The sequence below is a fragment of the Streptosporangium sp. NPDC004379 genome, from assembly GCF_042873875.1.
Classification (GTDB): domain Bacteria; phylum Actinomycetota; class Actinomycetes; order Streptosporangiales; family Streptosporangiaceae; genus Streptosporangium.
On the sequence record NZ_JBIAMC010000001.1, the window covers coordinates 461398 to 482418 of the forward strand.

25 protein-coding genes and 1 riboswitch are annotated in these 21021 nt (G+C 73.0%); of the genes, 4 read left to right on the top strand and 21 right to left on the bottom strand.

Annotated features, from left to right (window positions below; translation table 11 throughout):
• Positions 1 to 32: 32 nt before the first annotated feature.
• On the bottom strand, positions 33 to 377 hold the full coding sequence (locus ACFYSC_RS01960; RefSeq protein ID WP_389956350.1) for a hypothetical protein: 345 nt from the start codon (positions 375 to 377) through the stop codon (positions 33 to 35).
• Here ACFYSC_RS01960 and ACFYSC_RS01965 point away from each other — a divergent pair.
• Positions 316 to 840 carry an SAM-dependent methyltransferase gene (locus tag ACFYSC_RS01965; RefSeq protein WP_389956303.1) on the top strand — a complete coding sequence of 175 codons (525 nt, stop codon included), beginning with the start codon at positions 316 to 318 and terminating at the stop codon, positions 838 to 840. The two genes, ACFYSC_RS01960 and ACFYSC_RS01965, sit on opposite strands and share 62 nt — an antisense overlap.
• Before the next feature lie 90 nt (positions 841 to 930).
• Here ACFYSC_RS01965 and ACFYSC_RS01970 read toward each other — a convergent pair whose 3' ends face one another.
• The 11 genes from ACFYSC_RS01970 to ACFYSC_RS02020 all read right to left on the bottom strand — a co-directional run bounded on the left by ACFYSC_RS01970 (position 931) and on the right by ACFYSC_RS02020 (position 8237).
• Positions 931 to 1281 carry a DUF3703 domain-containing protein gene (locus ACFYSC_RS01970; protein ID WP_389955292.1) on the bottom strand — a complete coding sequence of 117 codons (351 nt, stop codon included), beginning with the start codon at positions 1279 to 1281 and terminating at the stop codon, positions 931 to 933.
• Positions 1278 to 2144 carry a cation transporter gene (locus ACFYSC_RS01975; protein ID WP_389955294.1) on the bottom strand — a complete coding sequence of 289 codons (867 nt, stop codon included), beginning with the start codon at positions 2142 to 2144 and terminating at the stop codon, positions 1278 to 1280. Before ACFYSC_RS01975 ends, ACFYSC_RS01970 begins: the two co-directional genes overlap by 4 nt.
• On the bottom strand, positions 2141 to 2485 hold the full coding sequence (locus ACFYSC_RS01980; protein ID WP_389955297.1) for an ArsR/SmtB family transcription factor: 345 nt from the start codon (positions 2483 to 2485) through the stop codon (positions 2141 to 2143). The genes ACFYSC_RS01975 and ACFYSC_RS01980 overlap by 4 nt, the downstream gene beginning before the upstream one ends.
• A 152-nt stretch (positions 2486 to 2637) precedes the next feature.
• The gene (locus tag ACFYSC_RS01985) at positions 2638 to 3294 is read right to left on the bottom strand and encodes a response regulator (protein ID WP_389955299.1); all 657 of its coding nucleotides are present in this window, start codon (positions 3292 to 3294) and stop codon (positions 2638 to 2640) included.
• Positions 3291 to 4409 (bottom strand): sensor histidine kinase, encoded by a 1119-nt coding sequence (locus ACFYSC_RS01990; RefSeq protein WP_389955303.1) that lies wholly within the window; start codon positions 4407 to 4409, stop codon positions 3291 to 3293. The genes ACFYSC_RS01985 and ACFYSC_RS01990 overlap by 4 nt, the downstream gene beginning before the upstream one ends.
• Positions 4373 to 4975: a DUF998 domain-containing protein gene (locus ACFYSC_RS01995; protein WP_389955306.1), complete on the bottom strand. Its 603-nt coding sequence runs from the start codon at positions 4973 to 4975 to the stop codon at positions 4373 to 4375. Before ACFYSC_RS01995 ends, ACFYSC_RS01990 begins: the two co-directional genes overlap by 37 nt.
• A 185-nt stretch (positions 4976 to 5160) precedes the next feature.
• Positions 5161 to 5535 (bottom strand): VOC family protein, encoded by a 375-nt coding sequence (locus tag ACFYSC_RS02000; RefSeq protein ID WP_389955309.1) that lies wholly within the window; start codon positions 5533 to 5535, stop codon positions 5161 to 5163.
• A 131-nt stretch (positions 5536 to 5666) separates the two neighbouring features.
• Positions 5667 to 6149, bottom strand: a complete 483-nt coding sequence (locus ACFYSC_RS02005) for an SRPBCC domain-containing protein (protein ID WP_389955311.1) — start codon at positions 6147 to 6149, stop codon at positions 5667 to 5669.
• On the bottom strand, positions 6146 to 6523 hold the full coding sequence (locus ACFYSC_RS02010; protein WP_389955313.1) for an ArsR/SmtB family transcription factor: 378 nt from the start codon (positions 6521 to 6523) through the stop codon (positions 6146 to 6148). The genes ACFYSC_RS02005 and ACFYSC_RS02010 overlap by 4 nt, the downstream gene beginning before the upstream one ends.
• 113 nt (positions 6524 to 6636) lie before the next feature.
• Entirely contained in the window at positions 6637 to 7272 is a 636-nt protein-coding gene (locus tag ACFYSC_RS02015; protein ID WP_389955315.1) for a DUF47 domain-containing protein, read from the bottom strand.
• Positions 7269 to 8237: an anion permease gene (locus ACFYSC_RS02020; protein ID WP_389955318.1), complete on the bottom strand. Its 969-nt coding sequence runs from the start codon at positions 8235 to 8237 to the stop codon at positions 7269 to 7271. Before ACFYSC_RS02020 ends, ACFYSC_RS02015 begins: the two co-directional genes overlap by 4 nt.
• 293 nt (positions 8238 to 8530) lie before the next feature.
• On the opposite strand from ACFYSC_RS02020, the gene ACFYSC_RS02025 reads away from it, so the two are divergent.
• The 3 genes from ACFYSC_RS02025 to ACFYSC_RS02035 all read left to right on the top strand — a co-directional run bounded on the left by ACFYSC_RS02025 (position 8531) and on the right by ACFYSC_RS02035 (position 11052).
• Positions 8531 to 9376, top strand: coding sequence for a class I SAM-dependent methyltransferase (locus tag ACFYSC_RS02025; protein ID WP_389955321.1), 846 nt, complete (start codon positions 8531 to 8533; stop codon positions 9374 to 9376).
• Positions 9377 to 9425: 49 nt separating this feature from the next.
• Positions 9426 to 10073: a TetR/AcrR family transcriptional regulator gene (locus ACFYSC_RS02030; protein WP_389955323.1), complete on the top strand. Its 648-nt coding sequence runs from the start codon at positions 9426 to 9428 to the stop codon at positions 10071 to 10073.
• A gap of 274 nt (positions 10074 to 10347) precedes the next feature.
• Positions 10348 to 11052 carry a hypothetical protein gene (locus ACFYSC_RS02035; protein WP_389955326.1) on the top strand — a complete coding sequence of 235 codons (705 nt, stop codon included), beginning with the start codon at positions 10348 to 10350 and terminating at the stop codon, positions 11050 to 11052.
• On the opposite strand, the gene ACFYSC_RS02040 is transcribed toward ACFYSC_RS02035, so the two are convergent.
• From ACFYSC_RS02040 to ACFYSC_RS02080, 9 genes are all read right to left on the bottom strand, one after another.
• Entirely contained in the window at positions 10992 to 11681 is a 690-nt protein-coding gene (locus ACFYSC_RS02040) for a response regulator (protein WP_389955328.1), read from the bottom strand. The genes ACFYSC_RS02035 and ACFYSC_RS02040 overlap by 61 nt on opposite strands.
• 114 nt (positions 11682 to 11795) lie before the next feature.
• Entirely contained in the window at positions 11796 to 12992 is a 1197-nt protein-coding gene (locus tag ACFYSC_RS02045; protein ID WP_389955331.1) for a sensor histidine kinase, read from the bottom strand.
• Between the two features lie 80 nt (positions 12993 to 13072).
• Positions 13073 to 14674: a serine/threonine-protein kinase gene (locus ACFYSC_RS02050; RefSeq protein ID WP_389955334.1), complete on the bottom strand. Its 1602-nt coding sequence runs from the start codon at positions 14672 to 14674 to the stop codon at positions 13073 to 13075.
• Positions 14675 to 14679: 5 nt separating this feature from the next.
• Positions 14680 to 16290, bottom strand: a complete 1611-nt coding sequence (locus tag ACFYSC_RS02055) for a hypothetical protein (RefSeq protein ID WP_389955336.1) — start codon at positions 16288 to 16290, stop codon at positions 14680 to 14682.
• A gap of 131 nt (positions 16291 to 16421) precedes the next feature.
• The gene (locus ACFYSC_RS02060) at positions 16422 to 17018 is read right to left on the bottom strand and encodes a Uma2 family endonuclease (protein ID WP_389955339.1); all 597 of its coding nucleotides are present in this window, start codon (positions 17016 to 17018) and stop codon (positions 16422 to 16424) included.
• 39 nt (positions 17019 to 17057) lie between these two features.
• A complete protein-coding gene (locus tag ACFYSC_RS02065) occupies positions 17058 to 17735 on the bottom strand; it encodes an adenosylcobinamide amidohydrolase (RefSeq protein WP_389955342.1) in 678 nt (225 codons plus the stop codon).
• Positions 17726 to 18619 carry an ABC transporter ATP-binding protein gene (locus ACFYSC_RS02070; protein ID WP_389955345.1) on the bottom strand — a complete coding sequence of 298 codons (894 nt, stop codon included), beginning with the start codon at positions 18617 to 18619 and terminating at the stop codon, positions 17726 to 17728. The genes ACFYSC_RS02065 and ACFYSC_RS02070 overlap by 10 nt, the downstream gene beginning before the upstream one ends.
• Positions 18616 to 19689, bottom strand: coding sequence for a FecCD family ABC transporter permease (locus tag ACFYSC_RS02075; RefSeq protein WP_389956306.1), 1074 nt, complete (start codon positions 19687 to 19689; stop codon positions 18616 to 18618). The genes ACFYSC_RS02070 and ACFYSC_RS02075 overlap by 4 nt, the downstream gene beginning before the upstream one ends.
• Before the next feature lie 51 nt (positions 19690 to 19740).
• Entirely contained in the window at positions 19741 to 20703 is a 963-nt protein-coding gene (locus ACFYSC_RS02080; RefSeq protein ID WP_389955348.1) for an ABC transporter substrate-binding protein, read from the bottom strand.
• 69 nt (positions 20704 to 20772) lie between these two features.
• Positions 20773 to 20906: riboswitch (cobalamin riboswitch) on the bottom strand.
• Between the last annotated feature and the right edge of the window lie 115 nt (positions 20907 to 21021).

The following is a 21021-nucleotide window of genomic DNA, read 5'->3' on the forward strand; positions in this document are numbered from 1 at the left end:
CGAAAGCGGGGCCTCGGGTTCCATCCGTTTCCTCAGCCGCCGACGCGGGCGCCGAAACCCTTTGGACAAGCCGTGCGTCCGCTGCCACCGTTGCCGTCATGTGGCAGGACGAGCTTTGGGACGCCGAGACCGCTCAACGCCATGACCCGCCGGGTACCGGCATGTTCGCTCCCGAGGTCCTGGGACCGGCCGTGGACCGCCTTGCCGGACTCGCGGAGAGCGAACGGGCGCCGGAGTTCGCCGTCGGAACCGGTCGCGTGGCCGTACCGCTCGCCGAACGGGGTGTCCGTCACCGGCATCGAACTGTCGGCTCCGATGGTCGACCGGTTGCGGGCGAAGGCGAACGAGACGACGATCCCGGTGATCGTCGGTGACATGGCGACCACCGTCGCGCCGGGGGAGTACACGCTCGTCCATCTCGTCTACAACACGATCTCCGACCTGCTCACCCAGGCCGAGCAGGTCCAGTGCTTCCGCAACGCCGCCCGTCACCTCGCCCCCGGAGGCCGGTTCGTGATCGAGCTGTGGGTGTCGGAGCTACGCAGCCTCCCCCCGGGACGGCAGGCCGTGGTCTGGAACCACCGACCCGGCTACATCGGCCTGGACACCTACGACGTTCTGCGCCAGCACGTCATATCCCACCACTTCCGATTCGACGAGAGCAGACAGGCCCGGTTGTCCCGCAGCCCGCACCGATACATCTGGCCGGTCGAGCTCGACCTCATGGCTCAGCTGGCCGGATTCGAGTCGGAGAGCAGGCACGCCGACTGGTCTGGGACGGAGTTCGCCGCCGGCTCACCGTCCCACGTGTCCGTCTACCGCCTCCCGCTGGACGGCTAGCCCACCCGGCGGCCCCGGATGCGCGGCATCGGCGAGAAACCCGGACGACGTCCTGCGGGCCGGCCCGGACCGGTCACCACCGGGCCGCCTTCACCAGGCCTGAAGCAGCTCGGCCAGGTCGGCGGGCACGGGCATGGGCCGCGTCAGGCCGACGCCGGCCCGGCCGGTGTTGCCCTCCGGATAGCGGCCCAGCGCGGAGCCGGGGGCGGCCACGATGACGCGGATCACCTGGCCGAGGGCTTCGCGCCGGTCGCGCTGGACGACGGCCAGGGCGAACATGGCGACGTGGTTGCGGGTGTGCGGCCAGGGCCAGGGCTGGGAGAGGATGTGCGCACGTTCCAGATGCCGCCAGCGCAGACCGGGGTCGGCGGCGTCGCGGGCGGCGCGCATCTCGGCGCGGTAGGCGGCGCGGACCCGGGCGGGCATCGGACGGCCGATCACGAGAGGGTCTCCTTCGTCTGAGGCGTCCGAGGTGTCTGAGGCGCCTGAGGCGTCTGAGATGCTTGGGCCGCTTGGGGCTTTTCACCCGGTGTGCCCGGCGCGCAGCAGCCGTCCGCGCAGTGCCGTTCCGCCCGTCCCGCCGGTTCCGGCCCGCCGGTGGCGGCGACGGGTACGCAGCAGGTCTCCCCGCGCCAGGTCTCGCGGCCCTCCTTGACCGCGACGGCGGCGATGACCAGGGCAGCGATCGGGTCGGCCCAGGACCAGCCGAACAGGCTGTTGAGCGCGAGCCCGGCCAGCAGTACGGCGGACAGGTAGGTGCAGAGCAGAGTCTGCTTGGAGTCGGCGACGGCGGAGGCGGAGCCGAGCTCGCGGCCGGCGCGGCGCTGGGCGGCCGACAGGAACGGCATGACCAGCAGCGACACGGCGGCCAGCACCAGGCCGGGGGTGGAGTGCCCGGCCTGGCCGCCGACGCCCAGCAGGGCGCGGGCGGCGTCGTAGGCGACGTAGGCGGCCAGCGCGAAGAACGAGACCGCGATGACGCGCAGCGCGGTCCTCTCCCGCCGCTCGTGGTCGGCGGCGGAGAACTGCCAGGCGACGGCGGCGGCGGAGGCGACCTCGATGATCGAGTCCAGACCGAAGCCGATCAGGGCTGCGGAGGAGGCCACGGTGCCGGCGGTGATGGCGACGGCGGCCTCGATCACGTTGTAGGTGATGGTGGCGGCGACCAGGAGCCGGATGCGGCGTCGCAGCGCGGCGCGGCGGGCCGGGGACGGCCCGATGCCGAGCCCGAGCCCGAGCCCGGGAACGGGAACGGTACGGGGACCAGGCCCGAGACCACGGCCGGGACCGAGATCGGCGGTCATCGGCAGCAGCCCTTCTCGGCGGCGTCGGCGCAGGTGCGGTCGGCGTCGGCGGCCACCGCGACCACGGCGGCGCGCAGGTCGTCCAGGGCGTGGCCGAATCGGGGGTCGGCCAGCTCGTAGCGGGTGCGGCGGCCGACGGGGACCGCGACGACGAGGCCGCAGTCGCGCAGGCAGGCCAGGTGGTTCGACAGCCGGGTGCGGGAGACGCCGAGGAGGTCGGCCAGTTCGGCGGGGTGCGCCGGGGCCTCACGCAGGGCGAGGAGGACGCGGCAGCGGATCGGGTCGGCCAGGGCGCGTCCGAACCTGGCGAGCACCTCGATCTCGGGGGCTACGGTCAGCATGACCCGACAGTACACAAATACCTGAATTCAGAAAACCCTGTACTCGGAGTACGACGGTCTCGTGCACGGCGGAGATCCCCGGTCCCGGACGCGGCCGGAGGTCACCGCGCGGGACGGGGCAGGCCGACGACCCCGCTCACGCCGGAAGGCGGTCACTCCAGCCCTGGGCGGACCAGTCCGCTCTCGTACGCGAGGATGACGAGCTGGACCCGGTCGCGCACGCCCAGCTTGGCCAGCGACCGGGTGATGTGGGTCTTGGCCGTGAGCGGGCTGATCACCAGCCGGTCGGCGATCTGCTCGTTGGACAGCCCTCGCGCCACCAGCCGGACCACCTCGCGCTCGCGGTCGGTCAGCGCCTCCAGCGCGTGGTCGTCGGCGGCGGCGGGGTTCCCGGTGAACCGTTCGACGACCCGCCGGGTCACCCCGGGCGACAGCAGCGACTCCCCCGCCGCGACCACCTCGATCGCGCGTCGCAGGTCGGCCGGCAGGACCTCCTTGGTGAGGAATCCGCTGGCTCCGGCGCGCAACGCGGCGAACACGTGGTAGTCGGTGTCGAACGTGGTCAGGATGACGATCCGGGTGCCGGGCAGTTCGGCGAGGATACGGCGGGTCGCCTCGATGCCGTCCATGCCGGGCATCCGGATGTCCATGAGGACCACGTCGGGCCGCGTCGCACGCGCCGTTCGCACGGCCTCGTCGCCGGTGGCGGCCTCCCCCGTCACGACGACCCCTCTGGTACGGCGCAGCAGGCTGCGGAATCCGGCACGGACGAGAGCCTGGTCATCGGCCAGCAGCACACTGATCGTCATGACTGCAAGCCTGCCCTGACGGGAATGCGGGCGTGTACGGCCAGCCCTCGCGAACCGGTGATCGTCAGCGTTCCGCCGAGAGCGGTGATCCGTTCCCGCATGCCGGTGAGACCGTTGCCTTCGGTGATCGGACCGGCCACCCGGCCGTCGTCCTCGACGAGCACGGTGACGTGTTCCGGCGTGCAGGTCAGCCGTACCGAGACATGGGCGCATCCGGCGTGTTTGATGGCGTTGGTGAGTGCCTCCTGGATCACCCGATAGGCGGTTACGGCCGGGACGGCGGGAACGCTCCCCGGGTCGCCGTCCTCGGTGAGGCTCACGGTCAGCCCGGTCGCGCGGGCCTGCTCGACCAGGGCGGCGACGGAGGCGAGATCGGACACGGGCACGCCACAGGAGTCGTCCCTGCGGAGCAGGGCGACGAGGGAGCGCAGGTCCGTCATGGCCTCGGCGCGTACGGCCTGCGCGGTCCGCAGGGCCTCGGCCGCCTCCTCGGGGTCATCGTGCAGCGCGTCGGCGGCGACGTTGATGTGCACGCCGACGACGGCCAGCGTGTGGGCGACGATGTCGTGCAGTTCCCGGGAGATGTCCAGTCGCTGCTCGGCGAGACGGCGCCGGGCCTCCACCTCGAGTCGGGCCTCGTGCTCGGCCCGCCACTGCCGCTGACGGTGACGGACCCGCGCCACGGCCAGGACCAGTGCGAGCCAGAGCGCCTCGGTGCCGGTCGAGGCGATGGTCCCCGTGAACGCCTTCGAGGCGACCACCGAGTCCCAGACGTGGCCGTACGCCAACGTGAAGACCCCGACCCCGGCGGCCAGGCGGGTCCGGCCCGCGTCGGCCGCCGTGTGGAAGGCGACGGTGAGCGGCCATATCCAGCCGCCCTCGAACAGCCCGGCGCCCCGGCAACCGATCAGGACCACCGCGGAGGCCAGCAGGGCCTGCACCGGCCACCGCTTGCCGACCGGCACCAGTCCGGCCAATACCACCGCCAGCGGCACCGTGCCGCTCCAGGTCACCGAGCCGGCGAACAGGGCGGACCCGGCGACGGTGGCGATCGCGGTGAGAAGGGCGAGCAGCGTGTTCATCGGCTCGGCGACCGTCGTGGAGCGTGCGGACACACCGCGGCGAGGCACATCCAGGCCAGGTCGGCCGCAACGACGAAGCGCTCGGTCAGGCCGATCAGCGGGGGCAGCACACGGAATGCCATGACGTCCACGAGAGTGATCACAAACAGGATCATCCCTGTCACCACCGCCACCGCGACAGGGCGTAGAGGCAGCGGCGTCCCGGCGTTCCTCCGCCATCGCCTGGTCAGGATCACCACCGCCACCGTGAACACGGCCAGTCCCGTCCAGGCGGCCAGACCGTGCACCGTCTCCGAGATCGACGGGTGGTCCCAGTTGCCCGGCGGGTCCGCGGGGAAGATCGCGGCCACCGACAGGCAGGCCGCCCAGGAGCCGAGCAGCCATTTCCCGGCGCGGTCGGGCACCCCCACCGCGAGGGCGCCGGCGGTGACGGCGAAACCGAACAGGCCCACGGTGACCAGCCAGCCGTGCTGGGTGTTGACGAAACGGCTCACCGTCTCGCCGATCGGGCTCATCTCGCGGTTGACCACATCGGAGAGGGCGAAGGCGAGGGCGCACGTGCCGGCTCCGCCCAGGATGATCGGCTTCATCGGAATCATGGCGGAAAACTACGGAACCCGCGGGGTGCGGCGCGTCGTATCAAACGAGACACCCGGCCATGCACCAGATGGTGTACCTCGTACATCCGACGGTTCACCCGCCACCGTGAAAAGATCATGTGTGCGGCCTGGCGTCCGGCGCCGGCCCGGCAAGAGCAGCCGGGAAGGCGGGTCGGCGGCTCCCGTCAGGAGACGGACTCCTGGAGGACCCAGCCGTTGCCGTCCGGGTCGTCGAAGGTCTTCCACCGCCCCCACGGGGACTGCTGGATCTCCGTCTCGTTGAAGGCGAGACCGCGGCGCTCCAGGTCGGCCATCGTGGCCTCCAATCCGTCGCACGTCAGCACGAGACCCTTGAGGGATCCGGGCGGCATGGTCGGGAACCACGTGGTCAGGGTGATCTTGGTGGTGGCGCCCGGCGGGCACAGCATCACCCAGCGCGTTCCGTCGCCGAACGGGTTGTCCGCCAGCTCGGCGAAGCCGAGGACGCCGGTGTAGAAGTCCTTGGCCCGGCCCTGGTCGGCGACCGGGACGGAGACGACATCGAGATCGGTGAGTGCCATTTCCCTGTTCCCTTCTCTGCTTTAGCTGCGTTCCGTTCGTCTTCCCGCCGCCTTCGCGTCTCCCCCGTCCGGTCCGGGCTCCGGACCCGGACGGTTCGTGGCCCCCGCACGGCGAGTCGAGCCGTACCGTGTCAGTCACTCTCGGCACGGCGCCGCGGCCAGGGGGCGGACCCGTCGCGCGGCGGCGACTCCGGCGGGCCGTCCGGACGATCGAGCCAGGCGGGCAGTCCCTCGCGGAGCATGTCGCGGAAGCCGCTCCGGAGGAGGCGGCGGGTGAGCGCCCCTCCCAGGCCGTGGAAGCCGACCTGATGCAACCGGAGCCGCGTGGACCGGTCGCCGAGCTCGGTCAGTGTGAAGGTGAGCGTGGTCTCGATCGGCCCGCCTTCCCAGGACCACACCATCCGGCAGGGCGCCTTCAGCTCCAGCACCCGGCAGCGGACCGTGCCGTCGAAGCCGGGCGCCGGGCGTGTCCGGAAGGTGAACCGGTGCCCGACCTCGGGGACGAAGTCGTTGGGCATCAGCCACGCGGCGAGCGCCCGCGACGAGGTCAGCGCCTCCCAGACGTGCCGGATCGGATGTGGGTACACCTCGGACAGGTCGATGTCGGCCTTCATCGCTCTCCTTCGGAACCGTTCATCGCTCCCCCGGGACGGTCCAGGTAGTCGCCCAGCGTTCTCAGGCGTGCACGCCAGAAGCGCTCCAGCTCGTCCAGCCAGTCCCGCAGGGGCTCGAAGCCCGCCGGGTCCAGCCCGTAACGCCGATGGCGGCCCTCCGCGCGGACGGTCACCAGGCCCGCCTCCCGCAGCACCTTCAGGTGCTGGGAGACCGCGGCCTGGCTCAGCTCCAGCCCCTCCACCAGCTCGTTCACGGCGTGCTCGCGCTCCGCGAGCCGTTCGAGCAGATGACGACGGGTGGGGTCGGCCAGGGCGGCGAACCGGTCCGCCGGCTCCCCGGCCTCCTTGCGCGGGCGCCCTCCCCTCGTCGTCACGACGATCATTTTCATCGGTTTTTACTTATATGTCAATGCGGGAACGGCGAGAGGCGCCGGGACGAAGCCGTGGGAGCGTCCGGCATCGCACATCCGGGCGACCGGGCGGCGGGTCAGCGTTTCATCGCGCCGTCGGCGATGGCGTCGGCGGCGTCGCCGATGGCCACGCCGACGATCTCCAGGCGGCGGACCAGCTCGCGTTCCTTCATCGCCTCGGCGGTCAGCTTCCCGGAGAAGATGCGCGAGATCTCGTACTGGTACATCCTGCGGATCGCGCCGCCGGCCTTCTTCGCCTCCAGGGCGCTCTCGATCACCGCCGACGGCCTGGCGGACAGGCCGGTCACCGCGTTCTCCAGCGCCTCGATGCCGACGATCACCTGGTCGAGCAGCGGCGAGAAGCGGATCTGGTCGGGCACGCGGTACAGGTGCGACTCGCGGACGAAGTCGCGCAGCGAGTCGAGCACGTCGTCGATGGATCGCGACAGCCGGTACAGGTCCTCCCGGTCGATGGGGGTGACGAGGGCGTCGGTCAGCTCCTCCACGAGCCGGCGGCGCTCCTCGTCGCCCAGGTGCTCGATGGCGCGCATCCGCTCGTGCGCGCCGGTCCTGCCGACCTCTCCCCCGATCATGGACAGGGCCAGCCAGGCGCCCTTCTTGGTGGCCTCCAGCTGGCCGATCAGCGCGTCGGCGAGCATGCTGTCCATCCGCCCCGTCAGCAGGTCGCGGATCCGCCGCAGTCTCCGCCTCACACCCCCGCCCCCTTCTCCGCCAGCCGTACGGCGAGCGCCACCGTCCCGGCCAGCAGCACGCCGGCGGGCAGGGTCAGGACCCAGGCGACCACGATCCTGAGCGCGGCGGGCCAGCGGACCCGGCCGCCGCCCTGGGACACGCCGGCCCCGATCAGGGCGCCCGCGATGGCCTGCGTCATGCTGACCGGCATCCCCGCCGCGGCGCAGCCGACCACCGTGACGCCGGAGGCCAGCTCGGCCGCGACGCCGTGCAGCGGCCGGGAGACGATGATCTCCCTGCTGAGCGCACGGCCGGCCCGGGGCAGGCCGTACAGCGTCCCGGCGGCGAACAGGACGGCCGCGACGGACGTGACGGGCAGCGGGGCCCGGGAGACACCCATCGCGATCATGAAGACGGAGAGCATCTTCTGCCCGTCGTTGGCCGCGTAGGCGACGCACTGCAGGGCGAACCCGGCCAGGTGCCAGCGGCGCAGGCCTCGCCGGGTGGTGAGGCCCAGCAGCAGCCGCGCCACGACCCAGGCGGCCAGCGCCCCGATGAACGGCGCGGCCAGGGCCACGGCCAGGACCAGCGCGACCGCCCCGCCGGAGACGGGCAGCCCCCAGCCGACACCGGCGCCGGTCAGGCCGCCGACGACGGCGAGCGTGAGGCTGGTCGGGCGGCCCGAGGCGCTGAGCACCGCGACGACGACCAGTGCGGCGAACACGGCGATCGTCATGGCCTGCCGGCCTCCGGGACCGCCGAACCCGCCCAGCCGGGTCACGAACGTCAGCGCCACCCGCTGGGAGGCCAGCGGCACGAGCACGAGCGCCGCCGTCAGGGCGAGGATGCCGGTCGCCGGGCGCACGCTGGGCAGTTTGAGGCCGGTCGCCAGCAGCGCGCCGCCGTCGTTCGCCCCCGACACGACCGCGAACACACACGCGGCCGCGCCCAGCACGACGGCGTCGAGCTGCACACGTCCCCCCATCCGGCCGACGGCACCGCGCCGTCTCTTCAAGCTTGCCCGACCGGGGGTTCCCCGACTCCGTTTCCAGCTGATTCCCACTCGTATCCGTGACCGGAAGCGGACATTCGGTGACGGCCGTCGGCCCGTCCGCCCCCTCCCGCGCCTCGGGCTCCCATCGCACCGGCCCCGTCCGCATCCGCGGTTGACAGGGCCCGTTTCGCCGCCTCATTATGAACGAGCGTTCATGAACGCATGTTCATAAAGATTGGAAAGCGTGCGGAGCCGCCCTGGGGCGACTCCGGAGAGGAGATCCGATGGGATCCGTCGTCAACACCCACCAGGCCGAGGCGTGGAACGGCTACGAGGGCGAGCACTGGGCCGGCAACCAGGACCGCTACGACGCCGTCAACAGCGGGTTCAACGACCACCTGCTCGGCGCGGCGGCCGTCTCCGAGGACGACCGGATCCTCGACATCGGGTGCGGCAACGGCCAGGTGACGCGCCTGGCCGCGCGGCGGGCCCCGCTCGGCCACGCCACCGGGGTGGACCTGTCGGCGCCGATGCTGAAGCGGGCGCGGGCGAGCTCCGCCGCGGAGGGCCTGGCCAACGTGACCTTCGAGCGGGGCGACGCCCAGGTCCACCCCTTCCCGGACGCCGGGTCCGACGTGGCCGTCAGCCGGTTCGGGATCATGTTCTTCGCCGACCCCGTCGCCGCGTTCGCCAACATCGGCCGCGCGCTGCGCCCCGGCGGACGGCTCGCGTTCCTCTGCCTGCGCCGGATGGAGGACAACGAGCTGGGCGAGGTCTTCGCGGCGATGGCCCGGCACCTGCCCCGGCGGCCCGCCACGACCGAGCCCGGCGGGCCGGGGCCGGAGTCGCTGGCCGAGCCGGATCACGTCCGGGACGTGCTGGCCGGCGCCGGGTTCGGGAAGGTGGATGTGACGGCCGTGGACGCCCCCCAGCACTGGGGACGCGACGCCGAGGACGCCGGGGCGTTCCTCGGCGCCTGGGGCCCGGTCCGTTTCCTGCTCGGCCAGGTCGATCCGGCCGCCGCCGGCCGTGCCCGCGAGGCGCTCGCCGAGGCGCTGCGGCCCTTCGAGCGGGACGGCGCCGTACGGCTGCGCGGCGCCGCCTGGCTGGTCACCGCCGTCCGCCCCTGACCTCGCGGGTACGGCCAAGGCTGGGGCGGCCGGACTACGATGAGGCGCGATGTCACCGAGAAAAGCGGCCGTCCTGCGGGACGGCGAGGGCGAGGCGAACCTGCGCGAGCACCTCGTCGCCACCGCCGGGCGCCTGATCTCCCGGCGTGGCACCGCCGGGCTCACCGTACGGGAGATCGCCCGCGAGGCGCGGGTCGCCGACGGCGTCCTCTACAACCACTTCGCGGGCAAGGAGGAGCTGATCGCGCTCGCCCTGCACGCGCACGTCCGCGACGTCGAGCGGGCACTGGGCGGGCTGCCGGTCAGGGCCGGCGAGGGTGACGTCGAGGCCAACCTCCGCGCCTGCGTCGCCTACGGCCTGGCCCTGCACGCGGCGTTCCTGCCCGCGTTCGCGGGGCTGTTCTCCCAGCCCGAGGTCATGCGGCTGTTCGACGCCATGCCGAACCCGCTGGGGGACGGCCACGGGCTGAAGGCGGTCCTGGCGGCCTACCTGCGCGCCGAGCAGGGTCTCGGCCGCCTGTCCCCGGACGCCTCCGCCGAAGCCGCCGCGATGCTGATCGTCGGCGCCTGCCACGAGTGGGTCCTGCCCCGCCTGCTGTTCGGCTCCGGCCCGATCCCGGCGGAGGCCCCGCCGGACTTCGCCGAGGGCATCGTCACCACCCTCCTGCACGGCATCGCCCCACGCCCCGCCTCCTGAGGACGGGAGGGGGCGTTAGCCCGGGCGGGGGACGGCGGGTCAGCCGGGAGGCGGACGACCTGGGGCGGGACCGCGGCCTACCTTCGTCGGGACGGTCCGGGGAGAGGCCGTCGCGGGCGGCCCCGAAGGGGGGCCGGACCCCGTGACGGTCCCGGATGAAGGACCGCCGCAGGCGGCCCGGGAAGGGCCGCGAGCCCCGCACAGGCATCAGGGGCGCGGAACCGCCCCGCGGACGCGAGGGCGCGGAACGCCCCGTGAACCGCAAGGAAGACCCATGTTCAAGGACTCCGCCACGTTCCGGCGCGTCGCCTCCGGCACGCTGCTGATCGTCGCCCCCCTCCTTCAGGCGATCGCCGTCGTCATCGACCCCGGCACCTGGGGTGACAGCCGCGAGGCCGTCAGCTACGGCGACGACCCCGCGCTCGCCCAGGTCCAGTCGGTGCTGTACCACTGGGCGTACCTGCTGCTCGGCCTGGCCGCCCTCGCCCTGATGCACGTGATGCGCCGCCGCGCCGCGGTCTTCGGGCACGTCGCGGGCCCGCTGGTCGCCCTCGGCTTCGTCAACCTCTCGGGCCTGCTGCTCAGCGACCCGGTGGAGTGGTGGCTGGGCCGCCATTACACCCCCGAGGAGGCCCAGCGCATCCTGGACGAGATGATGGACCTCCCCGGCTTCGTCTTCGGCTTCCAGATGCCCTGGATCTTCCTCGCGATCTTCGGCCTGCCGGTCCTGCTGGTCGGCGTCTGGCGGTCCGGCTTCGCGCACTGGTGGGTCCCGCTCGTCGCGGGTATCGGGTACGTCTCCTCCATGCTCGTCGAGTACGGTCCCGTCACCGTGGTGCTGTGGACGGCCCCGGTGGCCGCGCTCGGCTCGCTCGGCGTGAAGATGCTCCGGATGAGCCGCGAGGAGTGGGTCTCGTACTACCCGACGGCGGCGCCGGGCCGTACCACCCCCGACTCGTACGCGAACACCACCGCCTGAGCCCGGTCGCGCAGGTGGAGCTTCATCAGCACCCGGGCCACGTGGGTCTTGACCGTGGCCTCTCCGACGAAGAGCTCGCGGGCGATCTCGGCGTTGGTCAGGCCACGGGCCAGCAGGCGCAAAACCTCCAGCTCCCGGGGGGTGAGCTCGGCGAGGCGCGGCGGCGGCGCGGGCTCGTGGCGGCCGGCGAAGGAGGCGATGACGCGGGTGGTGACGGCCGGGTCGAGCAGCGCGTCCCCGCCGACGACGACGCGGACGGCCTCCACGAGCTGCTCGGGCGGCGACACCTTGAGCAGGAAGCCGCTGGTGCCCGCGCGCAGCGCCGCGTAGAGGTTCTCGTCGGTGTCGAAGGTGGTGAGCATGACGACCTTCGGCGGGTCGGGCCATCCGAGGATCTGCCCGGCCGCGGCGAGGCCGTCCATCCGCGGCATGGAGATGTCCATCAGCACGACGTCCGGCCGGGTACGGCGGGCCACCGCGACGGCCTCCACGCCGTCGGACGCCTCACCCACCACCTCCATGCCCGGCTCGCTCTCCACGACGAGCCGCAGTCCCGTGCGCACCATCGCCTGGTCGTCGGCGATCACGATGCGGACGACGCCGGTGTCCGTTCCCTGTCCGGTGTTCATCTCCGCTCCTCATCCGGCCGCGCCGCGGCCCGCAGGGGTCGTCTGATCTTCCCGTCCGGCACGTGAACCGGTCCGCGGGCCGGTTCACGTGCCGGCCCGCCCGGCCCGCCCGGCCTATCCGGCCCGTCCACCGGCGAGCACCTCCTGCCTGACCGGCAGGGACGCGTGGACCCGGAACCCGCCCCCGGGGCGCGGGCCCGCCTCGAAGTCGCCGCCGAACAGCTCGGCGCGCTCCCGCATGCCGATCAGGCCGTTGCCGGTCGACAGGCCGGCCGACAGCTCCGGCGCGGCGGTGCCGCCGCCGTCGACCACCTCGATCTCCAGGCGGTCGCGGAGGTAGGAGAGCGTGATCCGGATGTCGGACTCGCCGGCGTGCTTGACGGCGTTGGTGAGGGCCTCCTGCGCGATGCGGTAGGCCGAGAGGTCCAGGCCCGGCGCGAGCCGTACCGGCTCGCCCGTCACGTCGAGGACGACGTCCAGGCCCGAGGAGGCGAGCGTGCCGACCATGCCGGCGAGCATGTCCAGGCCCGGCTGCGGGATGGCCTCGTCCAGCGGCATGCGCAGCGCGCCGAGCATGACGCGCAGCTCCTCGACGGCCTCGCGGCCCATCCGCTCGATGCCGAGCAGCGCCTCGCCGTCCCCGGAGCCGGTACGGCGCAGCACCCCGGCCTGCATGACCATCATGCTGACGCTGTGCGCCACCACGTCGTGCAGCTCGCGGGCGATGCGGGCCCGCTCCTCGGCGACGGCCTCGGCGGCCCGGCGCTCCCTGTCACGTTCCACACGGTCGGCGTGCTCGGCCAGGCGGCGGGCCCGCGCGGCGTAGGCGTGCACGGCCAGGCCGGTCAGGTAGGCGGCGCCGAAGACCACCGTCAGGAAGATGACCTCGTCGAAGGGGAGCCGGCGGTGGTCGACCGCGCCGGAGTCGAAGACCAGGATCCCGGCCGCGGCCCAGGCGAGGCCCCGCTTGAGGCTCAGCTCGGCGCCGACCGTGTGGAAGACGATCAGCAGGGAGGCGAGCTGCCAGGTCTGGCACGTCTCGTAGCCCTGCCGGTGCCAGACGTACTGGGCGAGGATCATCAGGATGAAGACCGCGACGGGCGCCCCGCGACGGAACCAGATCAGCAGGCCCGTGACGAGGGCCTGGCCGACCCACCACAGCTCGGGGGTCTCGGCGGCGCCGTACTCGGTCGCCACGGTGAACGCCTCCAGCGTGCCCAGCGCGATGACCGCGCAGCCGATCAGCAGGTCGGGGATGGGCACCGCGCGGAGACGCCGGGGAAGCCGGGAAAGGGGGAGGGGGACCGCCATGCGGGGAGACTAGACCGCCGCGCCCCTTCCTTCATATAGGGCGGACGGCCCGGCCAACCCGTTTGCAAGCCGCCTGCAAGTCAGAACGTCTGAAACGAGACACTTCGTACGAATCGGTCGGCAAGCGCGTCGTCGCACACGGCCGGCGCGCAGAAGTAGATCATGAGAGCCGGTTCGTCCGGACGCTCCACGGCCCACCCGGTGAAGTCCAGCCGGCCGCCGCGCTGCGGATCGGTGATCGACCCCTCCAGCCGCACGCCGGGCTGCCCGCCCACCCGCACCTGGACCACCTCGGAGAACACGTTGACCGTGCCCGGCAGCGACGACTGCAGGGTCTCCTGGAGCTGCTTGGCGCTCCCCCTCGGGTCGAGCGTGTCCAGCGTCTGCGCGTAGACGCCGGCGGCGTCCCCCGGCGCGTCCTTGATGATCCGGTTGACGGCCGCCCAGTCGGCGGTGACCGGTGTGCCGAACAGCGCCCGGAAATCCTCCACCCTGGGCGAGGCCACCACGAACACGTCGGCGTGCGGACGCAGCTCCCAGCCGCCGGGATACTCGAAGGAGACCGGCACGGCGGGCGAACCCGGATAGGACGTCCACTCGTCGCCGCCGCGCATGACCACCGCCAGCGTCGCCACCAGCGCGACGATCAGCGCTATCGCCGCCACCGCGCCGACGACGATCCGCCGGCCGCCGGGCCGGGCCGCCCCGCTCCCCGTCCGGCCGCTCTCCGGAGCCCCGCTCCCCCGCCCGGACCGGTCCCCCGGCCGGTCCGCCGTCACCCCGGACCGCCCCGCCGCTCCCGCCGCCGGGGCGCCGTCCGTGACGAACCCGTACGGCCGGCCGCTGATCGCGTCGCGCAGCTCGGTGACGAACCGGGTGCAGGTGTCGTAGCGCTGCTCGGGCGACTTGGCCAGCGCCCGCGCCATGACCCCGTCCACCTCCAGGGGCAGCTCGGGCCGGAGCGCGGTGAGCGGGGTGGGGGTCTCGGCGAGGTGCGCCCACAGCAGCGCGATCTCGTTGTCGCGCTCGAACGGCAGCCGCCCCGACAGCGCCTCGTAGACCACACAGGCCAGGGCGTACTGGTCGCAGCGGCCGTCGATGCGCTCCTTGTTGATCTGCTCGGGGGCCATGTAGCGGGGCGTGCCGATGAACTGGTCGGTCTCGGTCAGCCCGGACAGCGAGGTCCGGTGCTTGGTGATGCCGAAGTCGGTGAGGTAGGCGTGGTCCCCCTCGGCGTGACCGGCGATCAGGATGTTGGCGGGCTTGACGTCGCGGTGGATCAGGTCGTGCGCGTGCGCGGTGTCCAGCGCCGCGGCGACCTGGGCGGAGATCCGGTTGACCTGGCTGACCGGCATCGGCCCCCGGTCGTAGAACAGGCGGCGCAGATCGGGCCCGTCGACGTAGCGCATCGCGATGTAGAGCGTGCCGTCGGCGGCGGCGTCGGCCTCGTAGATCGGGATGATGTTGGGGTGGTCCATGCTCGCGACCGTCCGCGACTCCAGCATGAAGCGCCGCCGGAACCGGTCGTCCTCGCTGAGCAGCGGGTTGAGGACCTTCAGCGCCACCCGGCGGTTGAGCCGGGGGTCCACGGCGAGGTAGACCACGGCCATGCCGCCCTTGCCGATGACGTCCTCGATGCGGTACCCGGCCATCTCCTGGCCGATCAGGTTTCTCTCGTTCACGCTCGTCACGTCTCACAGGGGTGGCCGCAGTAGCCGCAGAACCGGTGCGCGGGCCCCAGACGCATGCCGCAGGCGGTGCAGTACTTCTGCGGGCCCGTCCCCGTGAACCCGCCCTCCTGCGCCTCACCGCCGGTCTCCGTGCTCCGGGTGCCCGTTCCCGCCGGACCCGCTCCGGGGTCGCGGGCGACCAGCACCGAGTCGCCGGACCGGGAGGACGTCCTGGGCAGCGGGGGGAAGGACCGGCTGACCACCACCGTGGGGTCGGCCGTCTCCCCGGACCGCCTGAACGGCGGCGGGACGGGCGTCGGCGGCCCCGCCACCTCGGTCTCCTCCCCGGCGTCCGCCCCGGCCGCGCCGGGGGCCTCCGTCCCGCCGCCGCGGCGCCAGAGCAGCAGCGCGGCGGCCAGCACCGCGACCACGAGCACCCCGCCCGCCACGAGGAACATCCACAGGGGCGGCCCGCGGTGCTCGGCGCCCGGGGACATCCGCACCTGGGCGGCGCCCTTGTCCTCGGCGGTGCCGCGCTTGGCCTGGGCCTCCTTCAGGCGGGCCGCGGCCACGGTGTGCCCCGGATACAGCTCCAGAACCCGCTGGAAGGCCGGTACGGCGTCGCCGTAGTAGCCGGTGTGGAAGCGGGTCAGCGCCTGCTCGAAGGCGGCGTCGATCGGGCCGCGCCGGGGCGTGACCCGGGCCTCGGCCAGCGCCCTGGTCACCTCGCGGACGCCGAGCATCCGGGCGTCGTCACCGCCGCCGGTCAGCAGCCCGACGACCTCGCCCTTGCGGTCCTCGATCACCGGCCCGCCGAGCAGGCCCCGGTCGATGAGCGCGCCCAGCTTCTTCGGCTCGTCGGCCTTCCCCTCCGGGTCCTTGAACCGCCGGCCGCCCTCGCCCGCGCCCCCGGCGCGCAGGTGCGCGATGTCCACGCTCTCCGGCAGGTTCGCGGCGGGCCGCCCGGTGAAGCCGGCGACCGCCACCGGTGAGCCGTCCTTGTCGGGCACCGCGGCCGCCAGCGGCGCCGTGGGCATGCCGGTGCCCCCGTCGGCGCGGCCGGTCGGGACGAGCACGGCGGGCCCGTCGGGGCTGTCGGCGGTGGAGGAGATCTCCGCCTTGAACCCCTGCCGGTCGGGGGGAGAGATGTTCGGGAAGACGCGGATCTCGGTGGTCACGTCGAAGATGCAGGTCGCCGTGGGCCGCTTGGGCGGGTAGCACTCCTGCAGGTGGTGGTCGAGACGGTCGTTCTTGACGTGGTGCCGCTCGAAGTCGGCGGGGATCTTGACCTTGTGGTGGTCGGCGAAGACCTTGTTGGCGGCGTAGACCTCGACGTCCTTGGCGTTCTCGACCACCCGGGTGAGGGTGACGACGGCACCCTCGGGGGTGACGACCGTCCCGGTGCCGGAGCCGATCGGCACCTCGTAGCTCCGCTCGACGTGGACGAGCTCGCCGATGTGGTCGAGCAGGGTGACGTCGACGTGCGCCGTCGCCTCGACGCGCACGACCGCGGGGGTCACCAGGTCGGTGATCCCGCTGGGATGCTCGTGCGCCAGCGCGGGCGCCGTCGCGGCGACGGCCACGCCGAGGACGCCGATGAACACCAGAGCCGAGCCCAACCGCCGCATGGCCACTCCACAGGGGGGATAAGGACAGCCTGGCAACCGTAGAGCAGAAGTCAAGGGCACGGAAGGGATACGGAGGGAATCCACCCGATCACATTTGGGAAACCGCCCTCACCTGCTCGGAAGGGCCCGGTTCAGCGGCGGGGGCGCAGGAGTGCCGCCGGGTCGAAGCTCACCTCGAAGGGGGCGGCCGGCGTCGCGGTCTCACCGGCCTCGTACCTCACCGCGGGCTTGTACTCGTCGCCGGCCAGCTCGTGGACGTGCAGGGACGGCCCGTCGCCGAGCTCGACCCGCCAGTACAGGGGGATCCCGGCGGCGGCGTAGGCCGACCGCTTCATGTGCCGGTCGCGCTTGCGGCTGGTCGGACTGACCAGCTCCACGGCCAGGAGGATGTCGTCGGGGGCGAACATGAGCTCCGTCTCCTCGACGGCCTCGGTCGGCACCACCACGAGGTCGGGGATGAAGAAGTCGCGGGGACCGACTCCAAGATTGACCTCCTGCAGCGGCTGGAACTCCGGCGGCGCGGCATCCTCAAGGATCCTCACGAGACGAAGGCTCGCGAACTGGTGCATGGGGGTGGGAGAAGGGCTCACCAGCAGGCTCCCGTCGAAGAGCTCGTAGCGGTTCCCGTCGTCGGGGAACGTCAGCAGGTCGTCGACGCTGAACGGCGGTCTTCCGCGGAGAACCGTCCGTTCGGGGGCGTGCCCTGTCGTAGGTTCTGTCGTCGCCATAGCGGTCACCTGCTCAAGTATCGGGAGTCCGGCCCTCGCTCACATGGTAGTTCCGGAAATTCCCTCACTCAGAGTGATGCTCCGGTCTCGGTCCGCCCAGTCGCGGGCGCCCCGCCGTACGGCGGAGTGGACGGCGCGGGCCACGCGGGCGCCCCAGAGGGAGCGCGGGCCGCCGAACGGCTCCTCGGGCCCGTCGTCGCGCACGGCCACGCAGACCGCGTCGGAGGCGGTGCCCGTGCAGGGGAACCCCTCCTCCACGAGCGCCTGGGTCTTGGCCTCGGTCACCGTCATGACCAGGTTGACCAGGGCGGCGTCGCTCATCGCGACCGGCACGGCCACGATGATGTTGATCGTTCCGGGCACGTGCATCGGGGCCAGCTCCGGGTCCACGGCGCCCTCGGGGGCGGCGGCCCAGGTCGGGACGCGCAGCCCCGTGGTGGCGGCCACCTCCGCTCCCCCGTCGGCGGCCCGGGTGAACCTCTCGACGGACGCGGCGGTCAGCATGCCGACGCCGCGGCCCGGCGGGGCCATCTCCAGCAGGTGCTCGATCGGGTCCATCCGCGCGTAGCCGCCCGGAACCTGGGCGTTGAGCACCCACTCCACCGGGCCGATGCCGCCGCCGACCATGGCCGAGGAGATCGCCCGCCAGCCGGGGCCGAACTCCCACAGCAGCGAGGCGAGCCGTACCCCGTCCTCGACGCGATGACTCAACCGCATCGGTCCTCCCGCCGTCCGGGTCGTTCGAGGTGGACCTGAGGCCGGCCCGAGGGGTCCGTCGCGACGCGGACGCGGGCGTCGAAGTGCTCGGCGATCAGCTCGCCGGTCAGCACCTCCGCCGGGGAGCCGGACGCGGCGACCCGGCCGGCGGCGATCAGCGTCATCGAGTCGGCGTACTGGCCGGCGACGCCCAGGTCGTGCAGGGTCGTGACCACGGTCAGCCCGTCGGCCAGCCGGAGCCGGTCGACCAGCTCCAGGACCTGCTGCTGGTGCCCCAGGTCGAGGGCGGTGGTGGGCTCGTCGAGCAGGAGCACGGGGGCCTGCTGGACCAGGGCCCTGGCGAGCACGACGCGCTGGCGCTCCCCGCCGGAGAGCCGGCCGAGCGGGCGGCGGGCCAGGGACGACAGGTCGAGGCGTTCCAGCACCGACGCGGTCGTCTCCCGGTCGCGGCGTCCCTCGCGCCCCAGGTAGGGGATGTACGGCGTGCGGCCCAGCAGGGCGTAGTCGAAGACGGTCATGTCGCCCGGCAGGGCGGGGGTCTGGGGGGCGTAGGCCAACAGCCTCGCCCGTTCCCGGGCTTTGAGCGAGCGGACCGGCGCGCCGTCGATGAGCACCTCCCCCGAGTGGGGCAGCACCCCGGCCATCGCCTTGAGCAGCGTGGACTTGCCCGCGCCGTTGGCCCCGATGACGGCGAGCCAGCCGCCGCGCCGGATCCGCAGGCCGACGCCGGACAGCACGGTCCGCGTCTCCAGCACGACCCCGAGGTCGCGCACCTCGACACCGCTCGCCGTATCCCCGCCGTCCCCGCCGCTCCTGCCCGTCCCGCCGTCCGGGACCGGGTCACGGCGGTCCGCCGCCGGCCCGTCCGTGTCCCGGCCGCTCATGTGTCCGTCCTCTTGGTCACGCGGAGCACGGCGACGAAGAACGGCGCGCCGACGAAGGCGGTCACCACGCCGATGGGCAGCTCGGCCGGGGCGAGCACGGTCCTGGCCAGCAGGTCGGCGAGGACCAGGAAGGCGCCGCCGCCGAGCAGCGAGAGCGGGAGGACGACCCGGTAGGAACCTCCGGCGAGGCGCCGGACCGCGTGCGGGACCACGACGCCGACGAAGCCGATCAGCCCGCTGACCGCCACCGCCGAGGCGGTGGCCAGCGAGGCGGCGAGCAGTACGGTGAACCGGACCCTGGCCACGTTGAGCCCCAGGCTCGCGGCCTCGTCGTCGCCGACGGACAGGACGTCCAGCAGCCTGCCGTGCAGCAGCATGACCGCCACCGAGACCGCCGCGTACGGGGCGACCAGCGCCAGCTGACTCCAGCCTCCGCCGACGTTGCCGAGGATCCACGAGTAGATGCGCTCCAGCTCCTCGACCCGGAGCTGCTGCAGGAAGGTCTGGATGGCGGTGAGGAAGGAGGTGACGGCCACGCCCGCCAGGACGAGCGTGGCGGTTCCCCCGCCCCGGCCCGCGGCGTTGCCCAGCGCGTAGGCGAGCACGACGCCGCCGATCGCCCCGGCGAACGCGGCCGCCGGGATGGTCAGCGACTGGTCGTCGCCCCTGGTGAACACGACCGTCGCCGTGGTCGCCAGGCCGGCGCCCGCTGCGGCGCCCAGCAGGTACGGGTCGGCCAGCGGGTTGCGGAAGACGCCCTGATAGGCGGCTCCGGCGGAGGCGAGCAGGCCGCCGACGACCGCGGCGAGCAGGACCCTGGGCAGCCGCAGTTCCCACAGCAGGCTCTGCTCGACCGGCGCCAGCCCCGGGTCGGCCGAGACGAACGGCAACCAGTCGAGCAGTTGCAGCGCCGCCTTCCCCGGCGGGATGTCGGCGGCGCCGACCAGGTACGCGGCGAGGGCGCTCGCCAGGAGCACCCCGGCCGCCGCCAGCGCCGCCGCCGGCCGGAGCCGGGCCGCGCGTCCCGGCCGTCCGGCCGGGACGCCGGGACCGTCAGGACCGTCGGGCATGTCGGGGGCGTCGCGGCTGAGGAGGCCGGAGGGGCGGGCGGAGCGGGTCACCTAGTCCGTCGCGGCCTTCTGCACGGCCTCGCCGACCTTCTCGGCGAGGTCCACGACGCGCGGCCCCCAGCGGGAGGCGATGTCGTCGTCGAGCTCGACGACCTGGCCCTTCCCGACGGCGGAGAGCTTGGACCAGCCGGGACGCTTGGCGAGGGTGGCCGCGGTCTGTGCGCAGCACTTGGTGTCGGCCAGGAACACCAGGTCGGGGTCCGCCTGGGCGACGAACTCGGCGGAGAGCTTGGGGTAGCCGCCGGCCGGGTCGGGCGCCTTGTCCGCGATGTTGGTCAGGCCGAACAGCCCGTAGACCTGGCCGAGGAACGTGCTGGACGTCACCGAGTAGGGCGTGGCGTCCAGCTCGTGGTAGTAGGTGAGGTTCTTGTCCTTGGGCGCGGCGGCGGCCAGCTCGTCGATCCGCTTGCGCATCCCGGTCACGAGCTCGTCGGCCTTGGCCTTGTTGCCGGTGGCGGCGCCGAGGTCGCCGATCTGGTCGTAGGTCTCGTCGAGCTTGGCGGCCGCGGGCTCCAGCAGGACGGGGACCTTGACCTTGGCCAGCTTGGCGACGATGCCGTCGATGTCGTTGGCGAGCACGACCAGGTCGGGCTTCTTGGCGATGATCGCCTCGGCGTTCGGCTTGAAACCCGACAGGTCGGTCTTGGGGGCCTCGGCCGGGTAGGTGGACTGGTCGTCCACCGCGATCACCTGGGGCCCGGCGCCGACGGCGAACAGGCTCTCGGTGGCGGTGGGCGACAGGGAGACGACGCGCTCGGGCTTCCTGGCGATGGTGACCGGACCGTTGCCGGCCTGGACCGTGACGGGGAACCCGGCCGCCTGGGCGGCGGGAGCGGAGCTCGCCCCCGAGGAGACCGCGGGGGACGAGGAGGACGAGGGGGAGTTCTGACCGCATCCGGCCAGGGCCAGCATGCCGAGCAGGGCACCGGCGAGAACGGGGCGTACGGGCCTCAACCGAGGTCCTTTCAGTTGCCGGAACCGAGAGACCCGCGAGAAGCGACGGATCACCCTTTTCCACGAGGGCTGACGACGTCGGCACAACGGAGGCGACCTGGCTCGGCCCCATGGGGACCATGACAGTTGCGGGACAGCGCCGGACTCACACCGGACTTCGCTACACGTTATGCGTCGGGCAAACGTTACCAATTCCCCGGGGAGCCGCGACATGGGACCCTCGGACCGGCCTCCCCCGCCCGGCCGCAGGACCCACGCCGTCGACCTTCCCTCACCCGGCCACGCCTCGCGCCGCCCGGAGGATTCCCCCGGCGGGGT

Excerpts from the sequence above, each read along its gene's own strand:
- ACFYSC_RS01980 (WP_389955297.1), bottom strand. The coding sequence starts at position 2,485 with ATGCTGACCGTAGCCCCCGAGATCGAGGTGCTCGCCAGGTTCGGACGC.
- ACFYSC_RS02075 (WP_389956306.1), bottom strand. The coding sequence starts at position 19,689 with ATGCCCGACGGTCCTGACGGTCCCGGCGTCCCGGCCGGACGGCCGGGA.
- ACFYSC_RS02030 (WP_389955323.1), top strand. The coding sequence starts at position 9,426 with ATGTCACCGAGAAAAGCGGCCGTCCTGCGGGACGGCGAGGGCGAGGCG.
- ACFYSC_RS01965 (WP_389956303.1), top strand. The coding sequence starts at position 316 with ATGGTCGACCGGTTGCGGGCGAAGGCGAACGAGACGACGATCCCGGTG.
- ACFYSC_RS02025 (WP_389955321.1), top strand. The coding sequence starts at position 8,531 with ATGGGATCCGTCGTCAACACCCACCAGGCCGAGGCGTGGAACGGCTAC.
- ACFYSC_RS01975 (WP_389955294.1), bottom strand. The coding sequence starts at position 2,144 with ATGACCGCCGATCTCGGTCCCGGCCGTGGTCTCGGGCCTGGTCCCCGT.
- ACFYSC_RS01960 (WP_389956350.1), bottom strand. The coding sequence starts at position 377 with ATGTCACCGACGATCACCGGGATCGTCGTCTCGTTCGCCTTCGCCCGC.
- ACFYSC_RS02005 (WP_389955311.1), bottom strand. The coding sequence starts at position 6,149 with ATGAAGGCCGACATCGACCTGTCCGAGGTGTACCCACATCCGATCCGG.
- ACFYSC_RS02035 (WP_389955326.1), top strand. The coding sequence starts at position 10,348 with ATGTTCAAGGACTCCGCCACGTTCCGGCGCGTCGCCTCCGGCACGCTG.
- ACFYSC_RS01985 (WP_389955299.1), bottom strand. The coding sequence starts at position 3,294 with ATGACGATCAGTGTGCTGCTGGCCGATGACCAGGCTCTCGTCCGTGCC.
- ACFYSC_RS02055 (WP_389955336.1), bottom strand. The coding sequence starts at position 16,290 with ATGCGGCGGTTGGGCTCGGCTCTGGTGTTCATCGGCGTCCTCGGCGTG.
- ACFYSC_RS02040 (WP_389955328.1), bottom strand. The coding sequence starts at position 11,681 with ATGAACACCGGACAGGGAACGGACACCGGCGTCGTCCGCATCGTGATC.
- ACFYSC_RS02065 (WP_389955342.1), bottom strand. The coding sequence starts at position 17,735 with ATGCGGTTGAGTCATCGCGTCGAGGACGGGGTACGGCTCGCCTCGCTG.
- ACFYSC_RS02070 (WP_389955345.1), bottom strand. The coding sequence starts at position 18,619 with ATGAGCGGCCGGGACACGGACGGGCCGGCGGCGGACCGCCGTGACCCG.
- ACFYSC_RS02045 (WP_389955331.1), bottom strand. The coding sequence starts at position 12,992 with ATGGCGGTCCCCCTCCCCCTTTCCCGGCTTCCCCGGCGTCTCCGCGCG.
- ACFYSC_RS01995 (WP_389955306.1), bottom strand. The coding sequence starts at position 4,975 with ATGATTCCGATGAAGCCGATCATCCTGGGCGGAGCCGGCACGTGCGCC.
- ACFYSC_RS02020 (WP_389955318.1), bottom strand. The coding sequence starts at position 8,237 with ATGGGGGGACGTGTGCAGCTCGACGCCGTCGTGCTGGGCGCGGCCGCG.
- ACFYSC_RS02000 (WP_389955309.1), bottom strand. The coding sequence starts at position 5,535 with ATGGCACTCACCGATCTCGATGTCGTCTCCGTCCCGGTCGCCGACCAG.
- ACFYSC_RS02060 (WP_389955339.1), bottom strand. The coding sequence starts at position 17,018 with ATGGCGACGACAGAACCTACGACAGGGCACGCCCCCGAACGGACGGTT.